Genomic DNA, 26,730 nt, shown 5'->3' with positions numbered 1-26,730 from the left:
CCATGCTACGTCATCGACCGCCAAACAGCGCCATCAGTTTGTCCAGCAGATCCCGTGGCGGGGCTATCTGCTTCATGGCCTCCGCCTCCCGTGCCAGCAGCTCCTGCTGCTCCTGCTGACGGGCACTCAACACCTTGTAGAGCGGCTCGAGCAGGGAGCCACGCTGGGCCACCAGCTCCTGGAACATGGCCTGATTGATGCGATAGGTTTCGACGGTCCCCTGGGCCCGCACCGTGAACGGGCTGGGCTCGCCGGTGAGCAGGCTCAACTCGCCGAAGAAGTCGCCGGCATTGAGGGTGCCGAGCGGCAGCTCGCGCCCCTCCACCTCCACCAGCATCTGGGCATCCCCCTTCACCAGCACGAACAGCCAGCCGGAGATCTCCCCCTGGCTCAGCATCCGATCGCCGTTGACGAAGGGGGCGAATTTGACCTGATCCGCCAGCCGCAGCAGCTCCTCCTCCTGCAGCATGGCGAACAGCGGCAGGCGGCGCAGGGTGTCGGTTCGCTCGGCGGTATGGCGCTTGTGGCGCTGATCCTTGTGATCCTGATCCGAGGTCATGAAGACGTTGAAGATGGGCGGTGTGAGGCGCCGGTCGTTGCGGCGCAGGGCGGCATCGATCAGGGTGCGCACCGCCGAGTCGGTGGGGTCGTCCACCGCCAGATCGGTGAGCCAGTAGCGCACCGCGTAGCGGGCGATGCCGTTCTCCACGTTCATCAGCAGGCAGTCCGGCTGCGGGCTGGCGGAGACGTTGCGGATGCGGGTCTCCCGCAGTGAGTGTTCCACCAGGGCGATGATCTGGGTGGGCAGGGTGTCCAGGGTGATGTCGAACCAGACCCAGCGACGCCACTGCAGGGGGGCGTCGCGGCGTCGCCCGAGCACGGTGAAGCGCTGCTTGAGCAGGTGGCTGTTGGGGATCACCACAGTCTCCCAGTTGCGGGTCTCTATGGTGGTGGCGCGCCAGTTGATCTCCACCACCCGGCCCTGGGTGGTCTCCACTTGTAGCCAGTCGCCGATGGCGATGGAGTTGTCGAGCTGGATCGAGACCCCGGCCAGCAGGTTGCCCAGGGTGTCCTGCATGGAGAAGGCGATGACGGCGGTGATGACGGCGGAGGTGGTGACTATCTCGCCGAGGGCCATGCCGGAGGCGTAGAGACGGAACAGGCACCAGCCGATGTAGCCAACCGTGATGACGATGTCGGCGATGATGCGCGGGATGCGGATCTGGCACAGGGGTAGCAGAAACTGGAACAGCAGGATCCCCCAGATCTTCACCAGCACCAGCCCGGCCAGCAGGCTGGAGATCTCCACCAGCCAGTGGCGGGGCAGGGGCAGGCGAAACCAGCCGCCTTCTAGCTGGATCAGCAGGATCACCACCAGGCTTATCATCACGAAGCCGAGCTCGCTCACCAGCTCACGGCGGCGACCCGGGCTGCGCAGGAAATGGGTGAAGAGCAGGAACAGGGTCAGCAGGGTCCAGAACGGGTGGTCGCCAATCCACAGCATGGTAGGTAGCGCAACGAGGTTATCGCCAAACATAGCAGCCCCTTATCATTGGTTATTTCCAGCATAGTTGGTTTCAATCCGCTAAATGGGTGCGGGGTCGAGGCAATTTCTTTATGCTGGGCACCTGTCTGACAAGGGAGTGGAGCGCGTGCGCAAGTGGAGCAAGGTGGCCTGGATTGCCGGGGCCTGGCTGCTGGTGGGTTGTGATCAGCTGGCCGACAAGTATCGGGTCGAGTTTCGTGATGGATCCTGGCGCGAGATCGCCATCACCCCCTTTTCAGACGAGGCGCGCTGGCGCGAGGGGTGTGCCACCGGTGAGGTGCTGAGCGACATGACGCTGCCGCTCAAGCGCGGCAAGACGGTCAACGGCCGCGAGCAGCTCTTGATCGGCGGCGAGCTGTTCGAGCTGGACGACAACGCCCTCTATCGCAGCAACGGCATGGTGTTCGGCCACACGCCGGATCACATCCAGCGCGGGCTCAAGGGGATGGAGGTGTGCCGTACCCTGCGCCCGTCTCGCGGTGCGCTGCCCAAGCTCAAGGCGCGCGGGTTCGGCGACTAGCCGGCGTCGTCAGACGCCGGTCAGGCGGGCCCGGCAGGCGTCGCCAAAGGCCTCGAAGATCTTGATGGAGTGAGGGTTCTGGCTCGCCTTCCACTCCGGATGCCACTGCACCGCCAGCAGGAAGGGGGAGAGGGCGGGGGCGTGGATCGCCTCGATCAGCCCGTCTTCGGCATGGGCCAGCGGCACCAGTCCCTTGGCCAGGGTCTTGATCCCCTGCCCGTGCAGCGAATTGACCGGGATCGATGGCTGTCCCATCAGCTCCGCCAGCCAGCTGCCCGGCACCAGTGTCACCTGATGGCTCTCACCATACTGGTCGTCCACCGGATCGTCCGCATCCTCCCGATGATCGTCATAGCCCGGCTCGCTGTAGACCTTCTGGTGGATGTCTCCCCCCAGTGCCACGTTGATCTCCTGCATGCCGCGGCAGATGCCGAGGATCGGCAGACCGCGGTCGAGGGCGGCGCGAACCAGCGCCATGTCGAACAGATCCCTGTCTCTGTCTTGCTGCTTCTCCGGGGTGAGGTTCTCCTGGCCGTAGAGGGTTGGATCTATGTTGGATCCGGCGCCGCTCAGATAGACCCCATCCGCCAGATCCAGATATTGCGCCAGATCCTCGGTGCCGCAGCAGGTGGGCACCAGCAGGGGGACGCAGCCGCTGATCTCCACCAGCGGCTGAATGTATTTGTGGGTCATCACCTGATAGGCGTGACCATTGCGGGGCTGGGCGCCCATGGTCATCAGTACGACGGGTTTACGCGGGGTGTGGGTGCTGCGAGTCATGATTCACCTTGGCTGTCCTTAGCGGTCCTGCGCCTTGGGCAGACCCTTGCCAGCGCAAGGGCATGCCTCAAGGCATGGTCGTGGGATCGGGGTCGTGCCGCAGTACCAGAATCGTCGGTCAGCCTGGGCAACGACAGCCTGGATCCTGATCCCAGTCTGCCAAGGCCGTTCAATATGTCAAACAAAATGATGCCAAAATGTTAAATATATTCTGCGCTCGGCTGGCTTGAGTCCCATTAAAAGGGGGCTGTAGCGAAGGGGAAGCGAGGGAAGGGTATTGTCGTGGTGGATATATTAAACATGTGGCCCCGCTTCCCAGACAGACCCGGACAGCAAAAGGGGCCCGCAGGCCCCTTGTCGACTCAGGCGTTCAAGATGAAATGCTCGATCACTTGGGCGACCCCGTCTTCATCGTTGCGCCCCGTGGTGTGCTGGGCCAGCGCCTTGATGTCGTCGGTGGCGTTGCCCATGGCCACCCCCAGCCCGGCGTACTCGATCATGTGGTGATCGTTGCCCGCATCCCCCACCGCGATGACCTGGGAGGCATCCAGCCCCAGGTGCTCGGCCAGAGCGGCAACGCCGGTCCCCTTGTTGCTCCGCTTGTTCATGAACTCGAGGAAGTAGGGGGCGCTGCGCACCACGGTATAGCGCTGGTAGAGCTCGGCCGGCAGCTTGGCGATGGCGGGGGAGAGCAGCGGCTCGGGATCGATCATCATCACCTTGAGGATCTGCTCGTCGGCGGGCAGGGTGGCGAAGTCCAGCAGCTTGATGGGCATGTCGATGAGGCGGGATTCGTGCTCGGTGTAGGGGCTGACCCTGGGGCTGATGAGTCCCTGGCTGACCGAGAAGCCGTGCACGTTGACGCCCAGCTCGTCGGCCAGGGCGGCGATGGCGCTGGCGTCGCTGCCGCTGAGCAGCTGGCTGCGGATGATGCGCTGATCGGCAACCTGCTGCACCAGGGCGCCGTTGTAGCAGATGACGTAGTCATCCTGGCCGGTGAGGCCGAGCTCGGCCAGATAGCGGCTCATCCCCTCCAGCGGGCGGCCGGAGGCCAGCACGACCGTGACTCCCCTGGCGCGGGCGGCGGCGATGGCCGCATGGGTGCGGGGGGAAATCTGGCCCTGAGAGTTCAACAGGGTGCCATCCATATCCAATGCGATCAGCTTGTACATCTCTCACTATCCTGCAGTCTGGCTGGCCCGCACTATGGGGCCAATGGGAGAGGGAGTGTAGCGAAATTCACCGTCCGGATCACGGCCGGAGGTGTGCGACGGGGGTGGCGGCGCTCACTTGTGGGGTTCGTAAGGGGTCAGCTGCAGCTGATCCTCGCGGATGGCGAAGTGGATGGGGCCGTGCTCTATGTCGACCCGGTAGTGGTGGTGGGCCATCTCCACCTCGACCCCGGGGAAGGCGTGCTGGGTGGCGATGATGTCCATCTCCGCCATCAGTTTCTGCAGCTCTTCCTGCGCCGCCTCCAGCTGCTCGTCGAGCTGCTTGCTCTCCTCGAGGCGCTGGACCCGGATCAGTTTGATCTTCTGCAGGGTCTGGGGATTGCGCTTGTCGCTCGGCAGCTGCAAGAGCTTGAGCAGCAGATCCTGCAGCTTGTCCAGCTGCTCCCGGCACTCCTGCTTGCGCTGGCGCAGCGCCTGCTCCTGCTCCTTGTGGGTGAAGTAGCCGCCGAGGATCTGCAACCGGGTCTGGTTGTGGGCCGAGGCCCCCAGGATCGGCGCCATGATGAGGCGGTTGGCGATGCTGATGCCCCCCAGCAGGTGGCCCTTGCGCATGGCGCTGTCGCCCACCTTGAGGTCCTGGCCGCTGCGGCTGTAGCTGTGGCTGAGCTGGGTCAGGACGTGGATGTCGCCGCCGGCCTCCAGCTTGGCGTACTGGGCATAGCTGGCGTGGATCTCCCCCTGGGCGTTGAGGTGGCAGAGGTACTCGTTGCTCTGCTCCAGCTTGCGGCCAATGACGCCGTTGCGCACCGTGATGGTGCCGCCCGATTCGATGTAGCCCCCCTCCACGAAGCCGCCGATCACCACGTCGCCGCTGGTCTTGACCTTCATGCCTGGGGTGACGTCTCCCGCCACGATCAGCGCCCCCTCGAAGATGATGTGGCCGTGGCGGATATCCACCTGCTTGACGCTCAGCACGTCGTCCACCTTCATGCCGCTCTTCTCCTGGCGCGGCAGGCCCGGGCGACTGGCCAGCAGCAGATTGGGGTCATCCGGCGAGATGAAGGTGCCTTCGCCGGCCACCATGGGGCTCTCCTTGCCATGTTTGGCGGGCAGCTCCTGGCCGGTGACGGTGAAGCCCGGCACGCCGGTGGTGGCCGGGTGGCGGCGCATCAGCTGGGCGCCGGCCTTGACGGTGAGCATGGTGCCGAGGTCGCGCATGTCGACCCGGCCGTGATCCAGCTCCTGGGGCTTGAGAATACGCTCGGCCGGGGTCTCCACCAGCCGCTCGAAGCGGGTGTCCTGACCGTTGACGGCGGCCTTGCCCTGCGCTACCGGCAACCTGAGCAGGGTGCCTGGCGTCGCCTCCTTGGCCGCCAGCACGGCGGCGGCGATGAGCTGGGGTTGTACCCCCTGCTTGATCTCGCTGGCCTGGATCGCCTGCTCCAGCTGTTCGCTGGTGAGGTATTTTCCGCCCCAGTCGGCGGTGATCTGGGCGGTGGCGCTCATCCGATCCTTCTCCACCAGCAGCAGGACGCTGGCATCGTGGCGCTGGGCGATGGGCACCGGATTGCCGGGCAGGGGGGCGGCAGGATCATTGAACAGGGTGTTGAGCAGGCTGATGGCCTGCTTGACCCCCTCCGCCAGCGGCTGATAGCGGCGGCAGTTGGAGGCCAGCAGCAGGGCCTGGATATCGTTTTCCGAGATGGGTTTGGTCAGCCCCGGCGCGATGCGCAGGCAGGCGTATTCCATATCGGCTGACAACAGTAACCACTCTGTGCTTAACACCGGATCCCTTCCCTCGCTGGCATCCCTGTCGGGATGGCTGCCTGTTTCCAGTTAATCGGCATCTTGTTAAAAATGCTAATCATCAACATAGTGCTGGTCTGCAGTATCCAGACATTTCTCCTTTTTGGTCAATGAGCTAAGCACAAATGGGTGAACTGGAGCGAGGAAATGAAAAGTAACAGCGAGTATGCTGACGGCACCGGGAGTCCGTCCGCAGGCCACCACTGGCCGTCGCCCACCGCGAAAGGAGTGTCAACCTTGCGTCATTGTCTGCTGCCTCTGGCCCTGACGGGCCTGCTCAGTGCCTGCCAGCCGCAGGCCCCCGCCACCGCCCTCGGCACTCTGGAGCGAGATCGGGTGCTGCTCACCGCCACCGCCGGCGAAATCATCCGCGCCCTGCCGGTAGCGGAGGGCAGCCAGGTGCAGGAGGGCACCCTGCTGGCCCGCCTCGATGACAGGCGCCAGCAGGCGGTGCTGGCCCAGGCGCGGGCGCGGGAGGCCCAGGCACGGGCCGCCCTCGCCCGGTTGACCAATGGCGAGCGGCCGGAAGACATCGCTGCCGCCCGGGCCAGCCTCGACAAGGCGCAGGCCGCCGTCAGGGAGAGCGAGCGCAACTTTGAGCGCGTAGACCGGCTGGTGCGCCAGAAGCTGGTGAGCCCGGCGGATCTCGACAAGGCCCGCGCCCAGCGCGACAGCGCCCTGGCCGAGCAGGATGGCGCACATCAGCAGCTCGACAAGCTGACGCGGGGTGTGCGGCGTGAAGATATCGACGAGGCGCACGCCGCCCTGCAGGCCGCCGGTGCCGAGGTGGCGCTGGCCGAGCGGGAACTGGCGGATCTCTCCATCGTCGCCACTCGCAGCGGCCGGCTCGACAGCCTGCCCTATCACCTCGGCGAGCGGGTGGCGGTCGGTGCCGTGCTGGCCGCGATCCAGGCAGATCAGGCCCCCTATGCCCGGGTCTATGTGCCCGAGCCCTCCCTCTCCGGCTATGGCGTCGGCAACCCTGTATTGGTGCGAGTGGACGGGGTGGCCGAGCCCTTCACCGGCCGGCTGCGCTGGATCTCGAAAGAGCCGGCCTTTACCCCCTATTACGCCCTCAACGAACGGGATCGGGCCCGGCTGGTCTACCTGGCAGAGATCGATCTGCCGGCGACGGCGCAGGATCTGCCGAGCGGTCTGCCGCTGCAGGCCGAGCCTGCCGGTGCAGGGGCCGGCCATGAGTGAGCTGGCGATCCGGGCAGAGGGAGTTAGCCGCCGTTTCGGCCAGTTTCTGGCGGTGGACGGGCTGGATCTCTGCGTGCCCAAGGGGCAGATCCACGGCTTTCTCGGCCCCAACGGCTGCGGCAAGTCCACCACCCTGCGCATGCTGACCGGCCTGCTCACCCCCTCGGCGGGGGAGGTGGAGGTGCTGGGGCTGAGCATCCCCCGCGAGGCCGAGACCCTGCGCCGGCGGATCGGCTACATGACCCAGAAGTTCTCCCTCTATGACGAGCTGACCGCCTGGGAGAACCTGGAGTTCATGGGGCGGATCCACGGCATGGGCGGCGCCGGGCTGGCCGCCCGCCTGCACGAGCTGCTTGCCACCTATGAGCTGGCGCCGCTGGCGCGGCAGCGGGCCGGTGCCATGAGCGGCGGCCAGAAGCAGCGGCTGGCGCTGGCGGCGGCGGTGATCCACCAGCCGGCGCTGCTGCTGCTCGATGAACCCACCTCGGCGGTGGACCCGCAGAACCGGCGCGATTTCTGGGAGAAGCTGTTCGACCTGAGCGAAGGGGGCACCACCATTCTGGTCACCACCCACTACATGGACGAGGCGGAACGCTGCCACCAGCTGGCCATCATGGAGGCGGGCCGGGTGCGGGCCCAGGGGGCGCCACAGGAGCTGATGGATGCCATGAGCACCCGGGTAGTGGAGGTGCAGGCTGCCGATCTGCGGCTGCTCAAGCAGCAACTGGTGCAGCTGGCGCCGGTGCGCTCCGCCGCCCAGCTCGGCCAGCGCCTGCGGGTGCTGGTGGACAAGGAGCTGGCGGAGCCGGTGGACTGGTTGCAGCAGGCCTGTCCGGCGCTGGCTGGCGCCAGCCTGGCGCTGGTCAGGCCGAGCCTCGAGGATGTGTTCGTCAGCTGCACCGGTCAGGAGCCAAGGGCATGAACGGCTGGCAAGGGCTCTGGACCATGACCCGGCAAGTACTTCGCCAGCCTGCAGGAGCGAATCGATGAACAGTCTGCGACGGCTCTGGGCCATTACCCAGAAAGAACTGCGCCAGCTGGCCAGAGACAGACTGACCTTTGGCATGGTAGTGATGATCCCGTTGATCCAGCTGCTGCTGTTCGGCTACGCCATCAACACCGACGTGCGCCAGATCCCGGTGGGACTGGTCGACATGAGCCAGAGCGTGCCGGGCCGCCTGCTGGTGGAGGCGGTGAAAGCGAGCCAGGTGGTGCACATCAAGCAGCAATATGTCGGGGTGCAGCAGGCCGAAGCGGCGCTGACCCGGGGCGAGGTGCGCGCCGTGCTGGTGCTGCCCGCCGATCTGAGTCGTCGGCTCAGCGCCGGCGAGACGGCGGGCCAGTGGCTGGTGGATGGCTCGGACACCATGATCGCCAGCGCCCTGCTCGGCCTTCGCAACATGCCGCTCTCCGATCTGAAACCCGACTTCAAGCCGGTTCCGCCCACCTTCGAGACCGTGCTCTACTTCAACCCGGCGCGCCGCTCGGCGGTCAACATAGTGCCCGGCCTGCTCGGGGTGATCCTCACCATGACCATGATCATGTTCACCTCGGCGGCCATAGTGCGGGAGCGGGAGCGCGGCAATCTGGAGCTGCTCATCACCACCCCGGTCAGCTCGATGGAGCTGATGCTGGGCAAGATCCTGCCCTATATCGGGGTGGGGCTGATCCAGGTGGCCATCATCCTCGGCCTTGGCCACTTCATCTTCGCGGTGCCCATCAACGGCGCCCTGAGCCAGGTGCTGCTGGCGACCCTGCTGTTCATCGCCGCCAGCCTGACCCTGGGGCTGCTCATCTCTACCCTGGCGCAGACCCAGCTGCAGGCGATGCAGATGACGGTGTTCATCCTGCTGCCCTCGATCCTGTTGTCGGGCTTCATGTTCCCCTACGAGGGGATGCCGCTGCCGGCCCAGTGGATTGCCGAGGTGCTGCCGGCTACCCACTTCATGCGGCTGATCCGGGGCATAGTGCTGCGCGGCGGCGAGCTTTCCGAGCTGCTGCCGGACGTGCTCTGGCTGGCGGGCTTCACCCTGCTGGTGCTGACCCTGGCCGCCCATCGCTTCAAGAAGAGTCTGGATTGATGCCCCGGGAGGGGTGAGAGCCTGGCTGCTGGCTGCTGGCTGCTGGCTGCTGGCTGCTGGCTGCTGGCTACTGGTTGTTAACGGCTGGCGGTGCGGGTCAGGGTGCGGTAGTCGCCGAGCACCGGCAGCCCCAGCAGGTGGCGGCGCAGCATGTCGAGGGCGGCGAAGGCGAGGATCCGGCGGCCGCTGTCGGGATCCGGGTGGCTGACCTTGAGGGTCTGGCCGTGCAGTTGCCCGTCGGCGCAAAGCAGCAGCGGCACGCCGTCCGGGCCTGCCCGGCCCAGGGTCAGGCTCAAAGGGGCCGCAGGCGCCGCCAGTTGCATCAGGTCACTGCTCAGGGTGTGGCTGAAGCCGGCCGCCAGGGCCGGGTGCTCGTGACACATGGCCAGCAGGGCGCCCCGGCTCTCCCCCTCCAGCAGCGTCAGCGGTCTCTCTCCCAACAGATCCAGGATCTGCCGCGCCGGCTCCTCGTCTCCCCGTCCCACCAGCCAGGGCTCGATGGCCGTTAGCAGCCGTGCCTCGGCGGCGTCCATGTCCGCCGCCGAGGCTCCGTGGCCGATGAGCTTGAGCTCGATGAGGGGCATGGAGGAGCGGTAGCCGAGCTCGATGCCGGCGGGCCAGGGGGCGGCATCCAGCATGTCGCTGAGGGCCGACTCCGAGACGCCAAACGTGTAGAAGCGGCGCAGCTCGGTGTCACTCTCTGCGCCGGCCATCGCCTTGAGGCGCGGCAAGATCTGTTCGCGCACCATCTGCTTGAACTCGAACGGCACGCCCGGGGTGAAGAAGAGCCGGCTCGGGCCCGCCTGCACCAGGAAGCCACAGGCTGTGCCCACCGGGTTGTCGAGGGGCTCGCACCCCTGCGGCAGCCAGGCCTGCTTGGCGTTGCTGGCGGGCATGGGTCGGCCGCGGCTGGCGTAGCGCGCTTCGATAGTGGCGAGCCAGTCCGGGAAGAGGGTGAGCGGCTGGTCGAAGGCCTCGGCCGCCGCCTGGGCGGTGAGGTCGTCGGCGGTGGGGCCGAGCCCGCCGCACACCAGCACCACCTCGGCGCGGGCGGCACTCTCTTGCAGCACAACCTTCAAGTCCTTGAGGTTGTCCCCCACGGTGACGCGGCGGCGCACCTGCCAGCCCTGCTCCAGCAGGAGGGCGCTGAGCCAGGCGGCGTTGGTGTCCACCACCAGGCCCGTCACTATCTCGTCGCCGGTGCTGATGATTTCGATGCGCATGAAGGGCTCCTCGGGGCTGGCGGTGGGGTTGGGGTGGCCACCTAGGTGGCCGGGTCAATCAGGGCTTGTTGTGTTCGAAGTAGTAGCTGATGCGGGTGCGCGGGTTGAGGTACTCAAACACCGCTGGCGGCAGTCGCTTGGGATGGATCACCTTGGCGATGGAGAGCTCGGCCTGCTGCAGGTCGATGATGGCCGCCTCCTGGCGCGGAATGCGCGGATCGTACACCAGCACCGAGGGGTAGAGCAGGCGAGAGGTGTTGACCGACATCACCAGCCCCACCTGCCCGTTGGAGAGCTGCACCACGCTGCCCGGCGGGTAGATCCCCATCAGCCGGATCAGCATGCCGAGGTAGTCCGGGTTGAACTGGGCCTTGCGCTGCTTGTAGAGACCGCTCAGGGCCGAGTAGGGCACCTTGGCCTGCATGTGGCAGAGGTTATCGTATTCGTTGATCAGCGAGACTATCTGGGTCAGCGGGTCGAGCTGCCCCTTCTTGAGCCCCTCCGGCCCGCTGCCGTCCAGGTATTCGTGGTGGTGCAGCACTATCCCCTTTGCCTCGGCCGGGAAGTCCTTGGCCAGGTTGAGCAGATCCAGCCCGTAGCGCGGGTGCTGGGCCATCAGGTTCCGTTCCGGTTTGGTGAGAGGCTCGGTCTTGCGCAGGATCTGGCTCGGGATCTTCAGCTTGCCGATGTCGTGGAACAGGGCCCCCATGCCGACCCGGCGGATTTCGTCGGCCGACATGTTGCACTCCTTGGCCAGCAGCATGCTGAGCACGCTGACGTTGAGGGAGTGGAAGTAGAGGTTGTTGCCATCCTCGCTGTCGGAGACCAGGTGCAGCACCATCTCGTCCACCGACAGCAGCTGCTCGGTCATGGCGTTTATCAGCTCCTGCGCCTCGCCGATGGCGTTGAGGGGGCGGGACTGGATCTTGCCCATCACGTTGCGCACCTGGGCCAGCGACTGCTGGAACTGCTTCTCGCACTGCTGCAGGTCGCGGCGGTACTGCTGCAACTGCTCGATGCGGCGCTCCTTCTCCTGCTGCATCTCGGCCTGACGCTGGGCCGTGTCTGGCGCCTCCTGCGGCTGGGCCTGAACCTGGTTCAGCGGCTTGGGCGGGGCGTCGCTCTTGTCCGGGATGATGGTGACGAGCTTGAGACCGAGTCGGCGAATGAGCTCGATCTCCTCTTCGTTCTTGAGTTTGAAGCTGGAAAACAGGAAGGGGTGTTCGCGCCAGCCAAGTGGCAGAGAGACGTAATTGCCGACTTGCAGCCGGTCTACTGAAATCTTGATACCTGTCATTGTCTTGGATGCGAGAGACACATTGAGCCGTATGCTAGTCAAAGGTGGGGGTGAATACAAAAGGTATCTGATGACAGGGTAGTCTCTTTATTATAGGCTTCTGGATGTCCAGACATATTTACCGATGCAGTACAGGGAGTAAGCATGCCGATCAAGATCCCGGATCAGTTACCCGCCGCCGAAGTGCTGGGGCAGGAGAACATCTTCGTGATGACGGAGTCCCGGGCCGTCACCCAGAACATCCGCCCGCTGCGGGTGCTCATCCTCAACCTGATGCCCAAGAAGATAGAGACCGAGATCCAGCTGATGCGGATGCTCTCCAACTCGCCGTTGCAGGTGGACGTGGATCTACTGCGCATCGACGATCGGGAGTCGAAGAACACCCCTCAGGCGCACCTGGAAAACTTCTATCACGACTTCGAACAGGTGCGGGGCAACAACTACGACGGCATGATCATCACGGGGGCGCCGCTCGGGCTGGTGGAGTTCGAGGAGGTGGTCTACTGGCCGCGTGTCGTCGAGATCATCGAGTGGTCCCATCAGCACGTCACCTCCACCCTGTTCCTCTGCTGGGCGGTGCAGGCGGCGCTGAAGGCCCTGTACGGCATGGAGAAGCAGACTCACGGCGAGAAGCTCTCCGGGGTCTATCGTCACCACAGGCTCGATGAACACGAGCCGCTGCTGCGCGGTTTCGATGACGAGTTTGTGGCGCCTCACTCCCGTTATGCGGCGTTTGACGGAGATCTTATCCGCGCCAACACGGATCTGCAGATTTTTGCCGAATCGGCAGAGGCGGGGGTCTATCTGGCGGCCACCAAGGATTGTCGCCAGGTGTTTGTCACCGGCCATCCCGAATACGATGCGCTGACCCTGGATGGCGAGTATCAGCGGGATCTGGCCGCCGGGCTTGAGCCCGTCATCCCTGTCAACTACTACCCGAACAACGACCCGAGCCAGACCCCGCGCGCCAGCTGGCGCAGCCACGGCCACCTGCTGTTTGCCAACTGGCTCAACTACTACGTCTACCAGCTCACCAGCTATCGGGTGGAGGATATCGGCAAGGTCTTCACCTACGACCAGGGTGGCAAGTAATCAGGCGTACTGATCCAGCTGCTCGGCCAGTTGGTCGAGCCATTGGCGGTGGCAGGCCAGGGTGAACGCCTTGGGTCTGTGAGCCTTGATGGCGGCCATCGCCTCCTGCTGGGGCTGGCCCAGGCTCATCAGCAGGGCTGCCGCCACCAGCCCGGTGCGACCGCTGCCGCCCTTGCAGTGGATGGCCAGGTGCCGCCCCTCGCGCAGCAGGGCCAGCAGCTGCGGCAGCGTCTGTTGCCAGGCGAGTTCGAAGGTGGCGTCGGGGGCCTGGTCATCCTCGATGGGCAGGTGAAACCAGTGCAATCCCTCGCGCGCGACCGTCTCGCCAAGGTGGGCCAGCTCGAGGCGGGCCAGTTCGGCGTCAGTCATCAGCGTGATGACGGCGCGGGCGCCGGCCAGCCTGAGCTGATCGAGGGCCAGCGGCAACGCGACCTGTTGGGTGCCGGGGCAGGGGGTCAGCAGCAGCTGGCCGTCGAGGCGCGGCACCTCCTGGCTCCAGAAGGGGTGGGACGGGTGCATAAAGCTCCTTATGAAGCCAGTGGCAGCGGGCGTGAGCTGGGTTTTGAGTGCGCCAAAGCATAGGGGGCGCGGCCCCGATGTCAATCTGCGTTGTGTTCAGCTCGGTTTACGGGCAGAGTCTAAAAAATTGAGCGGTTCAAGGAGTAAAGATGAGAAACCTGGATCAACTGGATTTGGATATCCTGGCCCATCTGTTTCGCGATGCGGGCATGACCAACAAGGATCTGGCCGCGCTGGTCGGGGTGGCACCGTCCACCTGTCTGGAGCGAGTGCGCAAGCTGCAGCAGGATGGGGTGCTCAAGGGCGCCCACTGCGAGGTGGATTACCAGGCGCTGGGGGGTCACATCCAGGCCATGGTGTCGCTGCAGCTGGCCCGCCACAGCCGCCAGATCATCGATGCGTTTCGCGATGCCATTCTGGCGCTGCCCGAGGTGATCAGCCTGTTCCACATGGGGGGCAAGGATGATTTCCTGGTGCATCTGTGCGTCTCTGACACCGAACACCTGCGCAACTTCGTGTTCGATCACTTCACCTCCCGCGAAGAGGTAGTGCACCTCGAGACCTCGCTGGTGTTCGAGCACAAGTTCAGCCGCTCGCTGCCCTGCTTCCTCAACACCTGATGCCTGTTGTCTTCCACAAAAAACCCGCCAATCGGCGGGTTTTGTTTTATGGCGCTCAGTTCAGCACGGTGCGGGTGTCCGGCGCCGTCCGGTAGAGCCCCTGCTGGTAGGCGAGGCTGCCCCAGAGGGCGAGGCCGAGGGCCGCGTCCTTCATGGTGGCCGGCTGCGGCGCCGGGGTGAGCGTCTCTGTCGCATCCTCATAGATGAAGCCTTCCGGCGCCCGCTCCGGCTGCAGGATCACCACGTCCTTGCCACGCATCAGGGCGAAGTTCTTGTCGTACTGCATGATGGCGCGTCCCGGCCAGTCGGCGGGCATGCGGGTCAGATCCTTGCCGAGCATGGGATAGTCGGCGCTGATCCCCATCAGGGAGAGCAGGGTCGGTGCCATGTCGATCTGGCTGACGATGCGGGGATCCTGTCTCGGCGCTATGCCGTCACCCACGATGATTCCCGGAATGTGGAAGCGGGGGATGGGCACCAGGCTGGCGCCGCTGACCCGGCTGTCGTGATCGGCGATGACCAGGAACAGGGTGTCCTGCCAGTAGTCCGACCGCTTCGCCTTCTTGAAGAACTCGCCGATGGCGTAGTCCGCATACTTGGCTGCGTTGTTGCGGGTCTGTTTGGGCTGCTCATAGAGGGCGATGCGATCGTCGGGAAACTCGAACGGATCGTGGTTGCTCGAGCTGAACACCAGGCTGAAGAAGGGTTTGCCCTGTTTGTGCAGGGCCTGGAAGGTCTGGTCGGCCTTGGCCATCAGATCTTCGTCAGAGGCGCCCCAGGAGCCCTCGAACACCGGGTTCTTGAAGTCCTTCTGCTCGACTATGGTGGTGAAGCCGTTGCCGAGGAAGAAGCTGCGCATGTTGTCGAAGTGGCTCTCGCCGCCGTAGATGAAGCTGGTGTCGTAGCCCCGCTGCTTGAGCAGATCGGCGATGGTGAAGAAGTTGGTCTGGCTCTTGCCAAGCTTGACCACGGCCTGGGCCGGGGTCGGAGTGAAGCCGGTCAGCACCGCCTCGATGCCGCGTACCGAACGGGTGCCGGTGGCGTAGAGCTGCTCGAACGCCCAACCCTCTTTCGACAAGGCATCGATGTTGGGGGTGAGCGGCAGGCCGCCGAGGGAGCCGACGAACTGGGCGCCCAGGCTCTCCTGCAGCAGGATCACCAGGTTCTTCGGCTTGCCGCCGTAGCTGGCCTCGTTGAAGGTCTGGCTGGGCAGGGTGTCGGAGCTGAACTCATGGGATTCGCGGCCGCTCTCCTGGCGTACCAGATCCAGGATGTGCTGGCGGGGCAGCTCACCGTAGAACTGGCTGGCATCCTCCTCGGCCCGCATCTGCTTGATGGCGAAGAAGAGGGAGTAGGAGGAGTTGACGGTGAGCGCATTGACCAGGGGATCGCTGGCAAATGCCACCATGGCCGGGTTGAGGGCGCGGTGGCCCAGGCTGGAGCGGGCACCGAGAAAACCGATGGCCAGGATCAGCAGGGCAAACGCCGGACGCAGATACCAGCGCGGGAAGCTGATGCCGCGCAAAAGACGGCCGCTCAGCCACCAGCCGCCCGCCAGCACGGCGCAACTGAACACCATCGCCAGCAGCAGCTCGCCCTTGCGGCCGGCCCACAGCATGGCGAACACCTCTTTGGGATAGATGAGGTACTCCACGTAGAGGCGGTTGGGGCGTACCCCGTACTCGGTCACGAAGGAGGGGGTGGAGATCTCCAGGAAGAGCAGCAGCCAGAGCCCCAGGGTCAGCCAGACCCGGATGAACTGCAGCCAGGCACGGCCCACGGCATGGGGGCCGGCCAGCAGCAGGGTGAATACGGCGGGCACGCCCCACAGCCAGCAGAGAGTGGCGAAGTCGACCCGCACTCCCTGCAGCAGCATCTCCTGCCAGCCGGCGACGGCGTCGACCCGCTCCAGTTGCCAGAGGCCGAGGGCGAGCCGGCTGATGGAGAGAGAGACGAGCGCGATCAATGAAAAAACGGCGATGGGCCAAAACGGTCCCAGCCATCGTCTGATAGTGGTCATTGTTGTTCCTACAAGCCTGTTTGCACCCGTCCACGGGCGCATTGTTTTTATATTGCAGGGTTATGACAGTGGTGGCGGGCAAAGGTTGCGTCGGGATCGTGCGAAAGCGCAACTTTTGGCACGTTTTATGATATTTCTGTGATGGCGGACAAGGGTTGCAGACAGCAGAAACGACTGGAAAAACTGTGATCCTGCCTGCAAAGCGAGGGCGGGGGCTTATCTATAATGGCGCCGATTTTTCTCAATCGGAGCCGAAGGGATGCCGGTCTTTATCGATGTGGAATATTTGCAGGGGTGGAGCCTGTTCGTGGTGCTCTCGGACGGTACCACGGGGGCGCTGGATCTCGCCCCCTGGCGCACCCAGCCGCTGTTCGCGGCGCTGGATTCGGAGCGACGCTTCGCCCGGGTCTTCATCAATCGTCACCATCAGCTGGAGTGGCCCGCCGGCTGTACCCTGTCGGCTCACGAGGTCTATCACCTGATCAAGCCCATCGACGAGCGGGAGGCCTTCAGCTAACTCCCTGTTTTTGTGAGCCATCACAAGATTCCTGTAACGGGAATGTTTGAGCGTTTGCCTTCCTCACCCATTTTGGGTAAAACCTGCGCAACATTTTGCCAACCCTAGCCTGGTTTCGCTTCTCAGGGCTTGCCGCCACCGCGCCGCAGGCCTTTTTTGCAGCCTGACGGCAAACCTTCCAGCAACTGAATGGTTTGGCAGTTGGAATTAAAACAACAAAATAAACAGAGAGATAAGGAAAGAGTATGGCTTGTCATATGCGCACCCCGCTGGCCCTGCTGGTGGGTGGTCTCGCCTGTCACGGCGCCGCCGGCCAGGAGACCGTTCAGCAGCTGGAACCCATGGTGGTGGTCGCCAGTCGCCCCGCCAGCACCCTGGAGGTGACCCTGGATCCCAAGAAACCGGGCTCCCCCATGCCGGCGGCCGACGGCGCCGGTTACCTCAAGAACGTCACCGGCATGAGCATGGTGCGCAAGGGGGGCCTGGGTGGCGATCCCGTGCTGCGGGGGATGGGCATGTCCCGCCTCAACGTGCAGATGGATGGCGGCATGCTGGCCGGCGGCTGCGGCGGCCGGATGGATCCACCCACCGCCTACGTCTTTCCTCAATCTTTCGACCGGATCCGGGTGCTGAAGGGGCCGCAATCCCTCGAGCAGGGGGCCACGCTGGCGGGGACCGTGCTGTTCGAGCGGGACAGGCCCGAGTTCACCGCCCCCGGCGTCAAGGCCGAGGCGTCGGCGCTCTATGGCAGCTTCGGGCGCGACGACCAGATGCTGGACGCCACGGTAGGGGCACCGCAGGGTTATCTGCGCGGCCAGTTCACCCACTCCGACAGCGATGACTATCGGGACGGCCACGGCGACAAGGTGCGCTCTTTCTACCGGCGCGAGAACGGCACCGCCCAGCTTGGCTGGACGCCCAGCGAGCACACCTGGCTGGAACTCACCGCCGAGCGCAGCAACGCCCGCGCCGCCTATGCGGATCGCACCATGGACGGCCCCATGTTCGACCGTGAATCCTTCGGCCTCAAGCTCAGGCAGGAGCAGATCACCACCCACTGGCAGCGCAGCGAGCTGACCCTGTGGGACAACGACATCGACCACATCATGGACAACTTCAGCCTGCGGCCGAACAGCGGCATGAAGATGCTCTCCAACCCGGATCGGCGCAACAGCGGCGGGCGCTGGGCCAACGACATCGCCCTGCCGGCCGACTGGCTGCTGACCGCCGGGCTCGATGCCAACCGGGATCAGCACAGGGCCCGCAGCGGGGTGGATTACGCCAGCCAGCCGCGCCAGCGCACCCTGCGTTTCGAGCAGCAGGGGGGCTTTGCCGAGCTGGGCCGTCAGCAGGGGGCCCACAGCTACAAGGGGGGCTACCGGCAGGACAGGGTCGAGACCACCCGTTACGGCGCGGGGGATCAGACCCTCTACAGCGATACCCTGACCCTGGACAGCGGCTTTGGCCGCTACGAATACCTGTGGTCGCCGGCCTGGTCGAGCTACCTGGCCTGGGGCCAGGCGAAACGGGCACCAGACTACTGGGAGCGCAGCAAGGACAGCGTGCCCTTCACCCTCAACCCCGAGCGCAGCCGCCAGTGGGATGCGGGGCTGGCCCTGCGCAGCCGCGATCTGGACCTGACCCTCTCCCTGTTCAGCGCCGACATTCAGGACTATCTGCTCTACAACAACAAGTCGAACAAGGTGCGCAACATCGACGCCCAGACCCGCGGCGGCGAGCTGGAGGGGCGCTGGCAGTTTGCCGAGCAGTGGCGTCTCGATGGCGGCCTGGCGGTGGTCTACGGCGAAAACCGCAGCGACAACAAGCCGCTGGCCCAGATGCCGCCCCTCGATGGCAAGCTGGCGCTCGGCTGGCAGCCAGCCGAGGCGTGGAACCTGACCCTGCTGGGCCGCGCCGTGGCCGCCCAGGAGCGGGTGGATGTGGGTTCCGGCACCGTAGCCGGCCAGGATCAGGGGGAGACCCCGGGCTTCTTCACCATGAACCTGAGCGCCGCCTGGCAGTTCCACCCGGGCTGGCAGCTGTCGGCCGGGGTGGACAACCTGTTCGACACCTTCTACTACGAGCACCTCTCCAAGTCGGTGCACGCCAGTCAGGCCGGGCTGGGCTACGAGCAGGTAGGGCGCATCCCGGAGCCGGGTCGTGCCTACTGGCTCTCCCTCAGCTATCGCTTCGCCTCGGCCGGCGTGCTCTGAGCGGGGATTAGCTAACCGGCTGAATCGGGTAACGTTTTCAGTCACAGACCCGTGCGGGCTGGGTCGCTATCATGGCCCCAGTGCGGCGCTTTGGGCGTCGATACCACCACAGCGGGAACATAACAATGAAACAAGGAACGTTGCGTCGTGGCGGCCTCATCGGGGCCGCCCTGTTACTTACGGCTTGCGGCAGCGGAGGCGGGAGCGGTTCCAGCGAGCCCCAGCCCCCGGTCATCAACCCGCCGCCGGCCACCGCCAGCCGCGCCTGCTACGGCAATGACCAGCCGGCCTGCAACCTGCGCACCTATCAGGTGATGGTGGAGTCCTTCGTCGACGGTGACGGCAGCGCCAACTACGGCGTCGGCTACGGCCCCTCCCAGCACAACGGCGATCTGCAGGGGATCATCGACAGCCTGGATCACATCAAGAGCCTCAACGTCAATGCCATCTGGCTGACCCCGGTGTTCGACTCCTGCGCCGGCCAGAGCGGGGATGACAGACTGGATGCCACCGGCTACTTCGCCTGCGACTTCTTCAACGTGGATCCCAACTTCGGCAGCAACGCCCAGCTCAAGAAGCTGGTGGACGGGGCGCACCAGCGCGGTCTCTACGTCTTCCTAGACGGGGTGTTCGGTCACGTCAACAAGGTGGGGGTGAGCAAGCCCTCGCCCGAGGGACGGCTGCCCGCCCTCAAGAGTGGCGGTGCCGGCTACCCGGGCCAGCTGGTGGATTACAGCCAGCCCGAGAGCCTGGCCTACTTCAAGGAGGTGGCCCGCTACTGGGTCGAGCAGTACGGCATCGACGGCTGGCGCCTCGATCAGGCCTATCAGCTCGATCTTGACGACTGGCGTGCCATTCGCAGCGAGGTGGAGCGGGCCAGCGCGGCGCGCAAGGCCGCCGGCCAGCAGTGGGGCACCCTCGGCTATATGGTCGGGGAAGTGTGGAAAGGGGCCGACGAGATCCGGGCCCAGGCGTATGGGCCGAGCGACAACCCGGCGCTCTCCTCGGCGTTCGACTTCCCGCTGCGCTACGGCCTGGTGCAGGCACTGGCGGTGGAGGAGTCCGGCAAGGGCGGGCAGGGGGCCAGCGTGCTCGATGCCAGCTGGAACAAGGTGGAAAACTACCCGGACCACGCCATGCCCAACCTGATGCTGGGCAACCACGATCTGGTGCGCTTCGGCGATCTGCTGGAGCGTGGCAACTTCAATCCGGCGGACTACTGGCAGCGGCACAAGGCGGCTTTCAGCTTCCTGGCGGCCCGCTCCGGCCCCATTACCCTCTACTACGGCGAGGAGTTTGGCGACGAGGTGCCTGGCTTTGCCAAGCAGGTGGGTGGCGACTGCGCCGCGCAGGGGCTCTGTGACGATCACGTGGCCCGCAGCGATGGCAAGGTGCCGGGTGCCACCGGTTTTGTGCCGAGCAGCGAGCAGAGCGAGCTGAAACAGTGGCTCAGCCAGTTGCTGGCCCTGCGTGCCGCCCACCCAGCCCTCTATCAGGGGGAGCGGGTCAAGCTGGTGGCCGAGGGCAGCGTTTATGGCGACATCAAGCAGACGGCGGCGGAGCAAGTAGTCTACCTGCTCAACGTCTCCGGCACGCCCCAGAGCTACGCGGTGCCGGTCGGCAAGCTGCGCAGTGGCAGCGCCCTGGTGGATCTGCAAAGCGGCGAGAGCCTGGCCATCGGCGGCAGCAGCGTGACGGTGGACTTGCCGCCGCTCACCGGCCGCTTCCTGCTGGTGCGCTGAGGCTGGTAAACAACAAGGGCTCCGTGATGGAGCCCTTGTTCATTGGGACGTTACTTCTCGATGCCGCTGCCGAGCTCGTCCTGATGGGGATCGGCCCGGCCGTTGCCATTGCCGTGCCGCCAGCTCTCCAGCCGGTTGTGCACGCCGCGGCGCAGGCCTTTGAAGCTGGTCTCCAGGTAGTCCACCCCCACCAGGATGGAGAGGGTGACGCCGGTGAGCAGCAGCGCCTGGTGCAGCATCTGCATGCCGATGAGGGCGCCGAGGGCGGCTAGCATCCAGACGGTGGCGGCGGAGGTGACCCCCAGTACCTGGCCATCCCGGGTCATCATCACCCCGGCGCCGAGAAAGCCGATGCCGGTGATGAGCTGGCCCAGTACCCGCGCCTGATCGGCGCTCTGGGGGCTGACGGCGGCACCGATGGCGAGAAAACAGTAGGTGCCGAGGATGATGAGCGAGGAGGTGCGGATGCCGACCGGCTTGCCGCGCAGTTGCCGCTCCAGCCCCACCAGGGTGCCGCACACCAGACAGACCAGGATGTTCTCCCAGCCAAGGGGCGCTATGTCCCACCAATCAGTCGTCATCATATCCACCTCTGCTCTCGATGCTTGTTATCCGGCCGCGCTCTGCCCCCGGTTTTCCAGCCGCTGGCGGAAGGCCCGGGCGAGGCGCTCGTAGAGGTCCTTTGCCTCTCTGTCCTCAATATCGCCACGTATCCAGGGATTGTCGATGATTTCCAGCAGCACGCAGTCACGCCCCTGCTGGCGCAGATCGACCCCGAACAGGCCGTTGCCGAGCTGATGGACGGCGCGGCGGGCGGTCTGCAACACCCGCTCCGGCACCTCGTTGAGCGGCAACGCCTCGATGCGGCTCATGTCGAGGGGGTGTTTGCGGCGGCGGATGCGGTTGCCGGGCTCGGGCCGGAAGCGGCGGCAGGCAAACAGCGGCGAGCCATCGAGAAAGCCGATGCGCCAGTCGAACTCGGCGGGGATCCGGCTCTGCACCAGCAGCAAGGCGGAGCGCCCCAGCCCCTCATCCAGCAGGCGAGCCAGCTGCTGCTCGTCGCTGGCCATGGCCAGATCGCGCCCCTGCGCCCCGTCGGGCACCTTCACCATCAGCGGCAGGCCGAGCCGCTGTACCAGCTCGTCCACGTGATGGCGGCCGCGGCGGGTCACCACCATGGTGGGCGGCATGGGCACGCCGCTGCGCACCATCAGCTCGTAGAGGTAGAGCTTGTTGCTGCAGGCGAGGATGGCGCGGGAGCTGTCGATCACCGGCATCTTGAGCTGCTCGGCGCGGCGGGCAAACTCGAAGGTGTAGTGGCCGACCGCGGTCTCGGAGCGTAGCCAGAGGGTATCGAACTCCGGCAGCCGCTCGATGGCGGATGGCGCCAGGATCTCGGCCCGGATCCCTTGGGCCGCGGCCGCCTGGATGAAGCGCTCCAGCGCCAGCGCATCGCTGCTGGCACGGCCGTCGTTGGGGTCGACCAGGATGGCGAGCTGGTAGAGCGGCGCCGCCTGCTCCTCGTCGCCGGTGCCCACCAGCGCCTGGGCGTGGTGCAGCATCAGTGTCTGCTCGCTTGGGCTCAGCGCCAGCGGCGACAGGCTCTGCTGCTGGCGCACCGACCAGCCGTGGCGGCCGCGCTTGAGGGTCAGCTCCTGCAGCGGCAACTGGCTCAGGCCGTAGTAGTAGCGGGCCAGCCCCGCCAGCTCGCTCTGCTCGCACTGGCCGAAGATGGCGCGCACCCGGATCCGATCCTCGCTCTGCTGGGCCAGCCAGCCCTGCAGCTTGCGCCACAGCTTGGCCGGCGGCTGCTGGGGTTGCAGCTGGCTGATGGCCTGCAGGCCCGGCAGGCAGTGGTGACCGCGGGCCTGGGCCAGCAGCGAGCAGTAGTAGCCGGCACCGAGGTGTTCCAGGTTGCGGCAGAGGTTGATGATGCGGGGACGGCCGCCGGTGGTGGGCACCCCGTGTTGCAGGTAGGTGCGGGCGGTCAGCAGATAATCGGCATGGCAAGGCCAGTCGCCCAGCTCTTCGACGATGACGTAGGTACTCATATTTTCGGCTCCACAGATGAAACTGCCTTAAGCGGCAGGATCCCCAGTGGGCTTCGATGCACCGACAAGCACGACAATGGCGCGAGGGGAAACAAGAGGTTACAGTGCCTAATATGCCGCCTTGGTAACTTGTGATACAAGTCGCATTTTTGGTGATGAAGATAAATAACCGAACAAGGATTCCCCGTGTTGACCGTGCGCGCGGCCCGGACCGATGATCTGGGCGCCATCGTTAAGCTGGAACGCTACTGTTTTCCCCCCGAAGTCGCCTTTGGCCGCAGCCGCTGGCACTATCTGCTGACCCAGGCTAAGGGGCGCACCCTGCTGGTGCTGGACCAGCAGGAGCAGCTGATGGGCTACCTCTGTTTGCTGGAGCACAGGGGCTGGGATCGGCTGATCATCCAGACCCTCGCCATCCGCTGGACCATCCGCCGCCAGGGTTGGGCCCGCCGCCTGCTGGAGCAGGTTATTCAGGAGGGCAAAGAGGCCGGCTGGGGGGCGATCCGGCTGGAGGTGGGCGATGCCAATGAAGAGGCGCAGGCCCTCTACCGCGGGCTGGGTTTTCGGCCAAGGCAGAAGCTGCTGGATTATTATGGCCACGGTCAGCATGCCCACCGGCTGGTGCTGAAGCTGGCCGGAGAGAGGAGAGAAGAGGAGAGGGGATGAGCTGCGACAACTGCCTCGCCACCGCCATCAGGGCCAAGCTGGGGCGCTGCCCGGTCTGCGCCGGCCAGACCTTCGCCATCGGCCTGGTAGGCTGGCTGGTCTGGTGGTGGTGTGGCGCCGACACCTCGGTCAATGCCCTCACCGGCCTGCTGTTCGCGTTGGGGGGCTCGGGCCTGTTTTTGCTCCACCTGCTGGTGTTCATCTGGCGCAAGGCGAGCGGGCGTGAATTGAGCGACGAATAGATAAGATTGATTTCAAACAGATAAATAACAATAGCGCTGTAGAAATGGAGGTTCAGATGATTGCAATGGTAACGGGCGCCTCGTCCGGTTTTGGTGAATCCATCAGCCGTCAGCTGGTGCAGGCGGGCTACAAGGTGATCGGCACCGGCCGCCGCGCCGAACGGCTGGCCGCCCTGGCCGACGAGCTGGGCGCCCAGTTCCTGCCGCTGGTGTTCGACGTGCAGGACAAGGCGGACACCCGCGCCGCCATCGACGGGCTGCCGGCCGAGTGGCGCGAGGTGGATCTGCTGGTCAACAACGCCGGGTTGGCGCTGGGGCTGGAGCCGGCCCACAAGGCAGACCTCGAGGACTGGGAGCAGATGATCGCCACCAACATCAGCGGTCTGACCCTGCTGACCCGCCTGCTGCTGCCGGGCATGGTCGAACGCAATCGCGGCCACGTCATCAACATCGGTTCCATCGCCGGCACCTACCCCTATCCGGGCGGCAACGTCTACGGCGCCACCAAGGCGTTCGTGAAGCAGTTCAGCCTCAACCTGCGCGCCGATCTGGCGGGCACCGCCATCCGTGTCACCAACGTGGAGCCAGGTCTGTGCGGCGGCACCGAGTTCTCCAACGTGCGCTTCCACGGTGACGACGCCAAGGCGGCCACCGTCTATCAGGGCGTGCAGGCGATCCAGCCGGAAGACATCGCCAATACCGTGCTCTGGATCAGCCAGCAGCCGGCTCACGTCAACATCAACAGCATCGAGATCATGCCGGTGGCGCAGACCTTCGGCCCGCTTCATATCAGCCGTCGCTGATGGCTGCTGCGGATGAAACAAGAGAGGCTCCCCTGGGAGCCTCTCTGTTTTGGGGCCTGTTTACAGGCTCATGATCTTCTTGAACTCCTCCGGCGAATACTTCTGCTCGGTGCGCTTGGTGAGATCCGTCATCAGCTTGTAGCGCAACTCTTTGGCCATCTGATAGCTCTTCTCCAGCTGGCCATAGGAGTAGTCGGATGCCAGCCCGATGGCGGTGGCCTTGTCGCTGGCATAGGCCTGCTTGAGGCTCTTGTCGAGCAGGGCCACCTCCTTGTAGAGCTTGCTGCTCTCCTTGCTCCAGACACCGCGCAGCAGCGGCAGGTATTTGTCCGGATCGGCGCTGGCCAGCGCGGTCAGGCTGCGGAACTGCCAGTAGGCGGAATCATCGGAGTAGCTGTCGCTGCCGGTGCGGTAGGGCAGGGGATAGGACTCCAGGGTGTTGTAGAGCGGCACCATCACGGATTCGGCCAGCACGCCGTAGCTCTGCCAGATGAGCCCCTGCAGCTCTTTGGGCATCTCCTTGCGCAGCTGGATGACGTGGGATTCGAGCTGGCGATCGATGCGGATCGGCCGCTCTGCCTTGCCCGCCAGTGGCGTACCCTCATAGGTGGCGCTCAGCAACCTGGCCACGTCCGGCACGGCGATGGGGGCATCCGGCTTCATGAAGAGCGGGTACTGCGCCTGCCGGGTTGGCTGCTTGTGAGAGGCCGTCAGCATTTTCTGGCCGAGCCACTCCCGATCCACGTTGTAGGGGTCGGCAATCACCCCGAATGCCTTGGCGAAGTTGAACTCTTTCGGGTCGGCGTTATCCAGCAGTTTGTGCTCGCGCACAAACTCCAGCAGTCTGGGCGAGTGCAGCACGTCGGCGCCGTCGAGATCGACGCCGTGGATGCGCAGGCCGTTGGCCACCATGGCGTAGCTGTCGTCCGGCACCCGCACTGCGATCCAGTGGTGGCCGGAGCCGATCTCCATCAGCCAGGCCTCGTTCACATCCGCCAGATAGAGGCTGTTGCCCTCACCGGCGCCATATTGCTCCACATAGCGGCCGAGCAGCTCGACCCCCTCTTTGGCCGTCCTGGCCTGCGGCAGGATCAGGGTCGGAATGATGGCCTCGATGACCCCCTTCTCAATCAGTGGATCGGCCTTCTGGGCCTTGTCGTTGACCTCGGCACTGGTGGTGGCCGAGATGGCGACGTTGGCCTCGTTGATGCCGCGCTCCTCGTAATACTTGCCGTCCGGGTCGCTGCCGGCGGCATCCCAGTCACGGATGGCGGAGTAGGCCAAGAAGGCTTTGGGCATCGGCACTTCCAGCCCGTTGCCCAGTTTCCAGGTCTTGCCCTCGTTTTGCTGCGCGGGCCGGAAGGCCAGGTATTTGTTCCAGTTGTTGACGCCAAAATCCTCGTTTCTGGCGATCATCACGCTGCCATCGGCACTGGCGCCCTTGCCGACGATGAGGCCGGTACAGGCGTCGGCACTGGTGCCAAGCAGGGTGAGCAGGGTGGCGGAGAGAAGACTCAAGGTGTGTTTTTTCATGGTTATGCCCGAAAGGTTGCGGTGGATGCGCGTCAGGGGGCGGGAGAAGCGGCCGGGAGTGACCGGACTGGGTCGGGGATCCGACGGTAGACAGGTCTGCATCTGCTTGATTTCGCAAACATATCATCCATAACGCTGCTTGCTTGCCCGATGGTGCGCCAAAATTGTATGCCTCACTGGTTGTTTGTTTTGTGATCGACAAGGCGTTCCTGCTGTTTATGTGGCGAGGAGTTTTATAGGTAGTTGTATGTGTCGGAAATCGGGATAAAAGCAGCGGATGAGTCATGATTCTGACGCCACATCAGGTCCGTGACCGGCGGCAGGCTTGCCACGGTGGGGATCTCGTTCACCCTGACAAGTTGGCCTGCAACTTGCTGGTTTTATTGCCAATGATGGGGCCAGGCGCCTCATACCATCGAATCAGCGACCTCGTCATGCCGGTTTGGCATGCAGACTGGAGCCCCCATGGATATCAAACCCTACAGCCAGCAGCTTGCCCAGAGCGCCTCCAACAATCGCGCCCTCGCGACCCTCAGCAGCGCCGACAGCGGTCAGGGTGGCGGCGGTTGGGAAGATCTGGTCAACCTCTCCTCCCAACGGATAACCGGCCAGGCCCAGCAGGCGCTGACCTATGAACACCTGGCCAAGAACAGCAAGCTGCCGCCGGCGCTCGACATGAGTTCCGACAAGGGGGGCGTGCTGCAGCAGCTGGTGGACAAGGCGCTCGGCTTTGATCGCAAGCAGTTCAACGAGATAGAAGAGAAGCTCAAGGCGATTGCCGACAACAAGCAGCTGAGCGCCGAGGAGCGGGCGGAGCAGAGCAAGCCGTTGAACGAGCAGCGGGACGCCATGCTGCAAGACGCCATGGACCGCCTCACCGGCAAGAAGAGCAGCAAGGAAGAGAGCAAGAGCGCCTGAGCAGCGGAATGACTCGAACGGCAATCCATGGTCAGCGGGGGCAAGCCCTTGCCCCCGCTGACCACAGTGGATGAGCGGCCCTGCCGGCAACCCGCATCCGCGGTGCAATGTGAGGGCGTGCCCGCGTTCTTTGACCTGTGGGGGCCACAGGCGCACAATCCCTCTG

The 26,730-nt window shown here is 64.9% G+C and carries 24 protein-coding genes; 13 read left to right on the top strand and 11 right to left on the bottom strand.

The genetic code is table 11. The features are described 5' to 3' along the window. Positions 1-10 precede the first annotated feature (10 nt). Positions 11-1,537: a mechanosensitive ion channel family protein gene (locus BN1143_RS17505; protein WP_005308266.1), complete on the bottom strand. Its 1,527-nt coding sequence runs from the start codon at positions 1,535-1,537 to the stop codon at positions 11-13. Positions 1,538-1,652: 115 nt separating this feature from the next. Here BN1143_RS17505 and BN1143_RS17500 point away from each other — a divergent pair, with 115 nt between their 5' ends. After that, positions 1,653-2,066, top strand: coding sequence for a hypothetical protein (locus tag BN1143_RS17500; protein WP_005308268.1), 414 nt, complete (start codon positions 1,653-1,655; stop codon positions 2,064-2,066). Between the two features lie 9 nt (positions 2,067-2,075). Here the strand turns inward: BN1143_RS17500 and BN1143_RS17495 are convergent, their stop codons facing one another. The 3 genes from BN1143_RS17495 to BN1143_RS17485 form a co-directional block, all read right to left on the bottom strand. Continuing rightward, positions 2,076-2,846 carry a gamma-glutamyl-gamma-aminobutyrate hydrolase family protein gene (locus tag BN1143_RS17495; RefSeq protein WP_042051536.1) on the bottom strand — a complete coding sequence of 257 codons (771 nt, stop codon included), beginning with the start codon at positions 2,844-2,846 and terminating at the stop codon, positions 2,076-2,078. Positions 2,847-3,208: 362 nt separating this feature from the next. Further along, complete coding sequence (gene yidA, locus BN1143_RS17490) at positions 3,209-4,018, bottom strand: sugar-phosphatase (protein ID WP_042051534.1); 810 nt, start codon at positions 4,016-4,018, stop codon at positions 3,209-3,211. A 114-nt stretch (positions 4,019-4,132) separates the two neighbouring features. Beyond that, entirely contained in the window at positions 4,133-5,803 is a 1,671-nt protein-coding gene (locus tag BN1143_RS17485) for a flagellar assembly protein A (protein ID WP_042051533.1), read from the bottom strand. A gap of 249 nt (positions 5,804-6,052) precedes the next feature. On the opposite strand from BN1143_RS17485, the gene BN1143_RS17480 reads away from it, so the two are divergent. The 3 genes from BN1143_RS17480 to BN1143_RS17470 all read left to right on the top strand — a co-directional run bounded on the left by BN1143_RS17480 (position 6,053) and on the right by BN1143_RS17470 (position 9,108). Next, complete coding sequence (locus tag BN1143_RS17480; protein WP_082038616.1) at positions 6,053-7,027, top strand: HlyD family secretion protein; 975 nt, start codon at positions 6,053-6,055, stop codon at positions 7,025-7,027. Then, positions 7,020-7,949, top strand: a complete 930-nt coding sequence (locus BN1143_RS17475; RefSeq protein WP_042051530.1) for an ABC transporter ATP-binding protein — start codon at positions 7,020-7,022, stop codon at positions 7,947-7,949. Before BN1143_RS17480 ends, BN1143_RS17475 begins: the two co-directional genes overlap by 8 nt. 64 nt (positions 7,950-8,013) lie before the next feature. Beyond that, a complete protein-coding gene (locus BN1143_RS17470) occupies positions 8,014-9,108 on the top strand; it encodes an ABC transporter permease (RefSeq protein ID WP_042051529.1) in 1,095 nt (364 codons plus the stop codon). 77 nt (positions 9,109-9,185) lie between these two features. On the opposite strand, the gene BN1143_RS17465 is transcribed toward BN1143_RS17470, so the two are convergent. Further along, positions 9,186-10,331, bottom strand: a complete 1,146-nt coding sequence (locus BN1143_RS17465) for a competence/damage-inducible protein A (protein WP_042051527.1) — start codon at positions 10,329-10,331, stop codon at positions 9,186-9,188. 58 nt (positions 10,332-10,389) lie between these two features. Then, positions 10,390-11,628: a cyclic di-GMP phosphodiesterase gene (locus tag BN1143_RS17460; RefSeq protein WP_005308285.1), complete on the bottom strand. Its 1,239-nt coding sequence runs from the start codon at positions 11,626-11,628 to the stop codon at positions 10,390-10,392. A gap of 144 nt (positions 11,629-11,772) precedes the next feature. Between BN1143_RS17460 and metA the strand changes: the two genes are divergently transcribed. Beyond that, positions 11,773-12,720 carry a homoserine O-acetyltransferase MetA gene (metA, locus tag BN1143_RS17455; RefSeq protein ID WP_005308287.1) on the top strand — a complete coding sequence of 316 codons (948 nt, stop codon included), beginning with the start codon at positions 11,773-11,775 and terminating at the stop codon, positions 12,718-12,720. On the opposite strand, the gene BN1143_RS17450 is transcribed toward metA, so the two are convergent. Further along, the gene (locus BN1143_RS17450) at positions 12,721-13,239 is read right to left on the bottom strand and encodes a cyclin-dependent kinase inhibitor 3 family protein (RefSeq protein WP_042051526.1); all 519 of its coding nucleotides are present in this window, start codon (positions 13,237-13,239) and stop codon (positions 12,721-12,723) included. Positions 13,240-13,388: 149 nt separating this feature from the next. On the opposite strand from BN1143_RS17450, the gene BN1143_RS17445 reads away from it, so the two are divergent. After that, positions 13,389-13,859 (top strand): Lrp/AsnC family transcriptional regulator, encoded by a 471-nt coding sequence (locus tag BN1143_RS17445; protein WP_005308292.1) that lies wholly within the window; start codon positions 13,389-13,391, stop codon positions 13,857-13,859. Between the two features lie 55 nt (positions 13,860-13,914). Here the strand turns inward: BN1143_RS17445 and BN1143_RS17440 are convergent, their stop codons facing one another. Further along, positions 13,915-15,879 carry an LTA synthase family protein gene (locus BN1143_RS17440; RefSeq protein WP_042051525.1) on the bottom strand — a complete coding sequence of 655 codons (1,965 nt, stop codon included), beginning with the start codon at positions 15,877-15,879 and terminating at the stop codon, positions 13,915-13,917. A gap of 259 nt (positions 15,880-16,138) precedes the next feature. Between BN1143_RS17440 and BN1143_RS17435 the strand changes: the two genes are divergently transcribed. From BN1143_RS17435 to BN1143_RS17425, 3 genes are all read left to right on the top strand, one after another. Beyond that, positions 16,139-16,396: a DUF2442 domain-containing protein gene (locus BN1143_RS17435; RefSeq protein WP_010635292.1), complete on the top strand. Its 258-nt coding sequence runs from the start codon at positions 16,139-16,141 to the stop codon at positions 16,394-16,396. Between the two features lie 245 nt (positions 16,397-16,641). After that, positions 16,642-18,609 (top strand): TonB-dependent copper receptor, encoded by a 1,968-nt coding sequence (locus tag BN1143_RS17430; protein ID WP_042051524.1) that lies wholly within the window; start codon positions 16,642-16,644, stop codon positions 18,607-18,609. A 125-nt stretch (positions 18,610-18,734) separates the two neighbouring features. Then, positions 18,735-20,351: an alpha-amylase family protein gene (locus tag BN1143_RS17425; RefSeq protein WP_042051523.1), complete on the top strand. Its 1,617-nt coding sequence runs from the start codon at positions 18,735-18,737 to the stop codon at positions 20,349-20,351. 50 nt (positions 20,352-20,401) lie between these two features. On the opposite strand, the gene BN1143_RS17420 is transcribed toward BN1143_RS17425, so the two are convergent. Further along, positions 20,402-20,935 carry an MgtC/SapB family protein gene (locus BN1143_RS17420; protein ID WP_005308304.1) on the bottom strand — a complete coding sequence of 178 codons (534 nt, stop codon included), beginning with the start codon at positions 20,933-20,935 and terminating at the stop codon, positions 20,402-20,404. Positions 20,936-20,959: 24 nt separating this feature from the next. Beyond that, complete coding sequence (locus BN1143_RS17415; RefSeq protein ID WP_042051522.1) at positions 20,960-22,402, bottom strand: RimK family protein; 1,443 nt, start codon at positions 22,400-22,402, stop codon at positions 20,960-20,962. 186 nt (positions 22,403-22,588) lie between these two features. Between BN1143_RS17415 and BN1143_RS17410 the strand changes: the two genes are divergently transcribed. From BN1143_RS17410 to BN1143_RS17400, 3 genes are read left to right on the top strand one after another with little or no spacing between them, the layout of a single operon-like run. After that, positions 22,589-23,068, top strand: a complete 480-nt coding sequence (locus BN1143_RS17410) for a GNAT family N-acetyltransferase (protein ID WP_042051521.1) — start codon at positions 22,589-22,591, stop codon at positions 23,066-23,068. Continuing rightward, positions 23,065-23,310: a DUF3624 domain-containing protein gene (locus BN1143_RS17405; RefSeq protein WP_005308310.1), complete on the top strand. Its 246-nt coding sequence runs from the start codon at positions 23,065-23,067 to the stop codon at positions 23,308-23,310. Before BN1143_RS17410 ends, BN1143_RS17405 begins: the two co-directional genes overlap by 4 nt. 56 nt (positions 23,311-23,366) lie before the next feature. Beyond that, positions 23,367-24,113, top strand: a complete 747-nt coding sequence (locus BN1143_RS17400) for an SDR family oxidoreductase (protein ID WP_042051520.1) — start codon at positions 23,367-23,369, stop codon at positions 24,111-24,113. Between the two features lie 60 nt (positions 24,114-24,173). Here BN1143_RS17400 and BN1143_RS17395 read toward each other — a convergent pair whose 3' ends face one another. Beyond that, positions 24,174-25,646, bottom strand: coding sequence for a C69 family dipeptidase (locus BN1143_RS17395; RefSeq protein ID WP_042051519.1), 1,473 nt, complete (start codon positions 25,644-25,646; stop codon positions 24,174-24,176). A gap of 465 nt (positions 25,647-26,111) precedes the next feature. Between BN1143_RS17395 and BN1143_RS17390 the strand changes: the two genes are divergently transcribed. After that, positions 26,112-26,564: a hypothetical protein gene (locus BN1143_RS17390; protein ID WP_005308316.1), complete on the top strand. Its 453-nt coding sequence runs from the start codon at positions 26,112-26,114 to the stop codon at positions 26,562-26,564. The last annotated feature ends 166 nt before the right edge of the window (positions 26,565-26,730 follow it).

The sequence above is a fragment of the Aeromonas dhakensis genome, from assembly GCF_000820305.1.
Lineage (GTDB): Bacteria > Pseudomonadota > Gammaproteobacteria > Enterobacterales > Aeromonadaceae > Aeromonas > Aeromonas dhakensis.
This window is presented reverse-complemented; position numbering and strand designations above follow the sequence as displayed.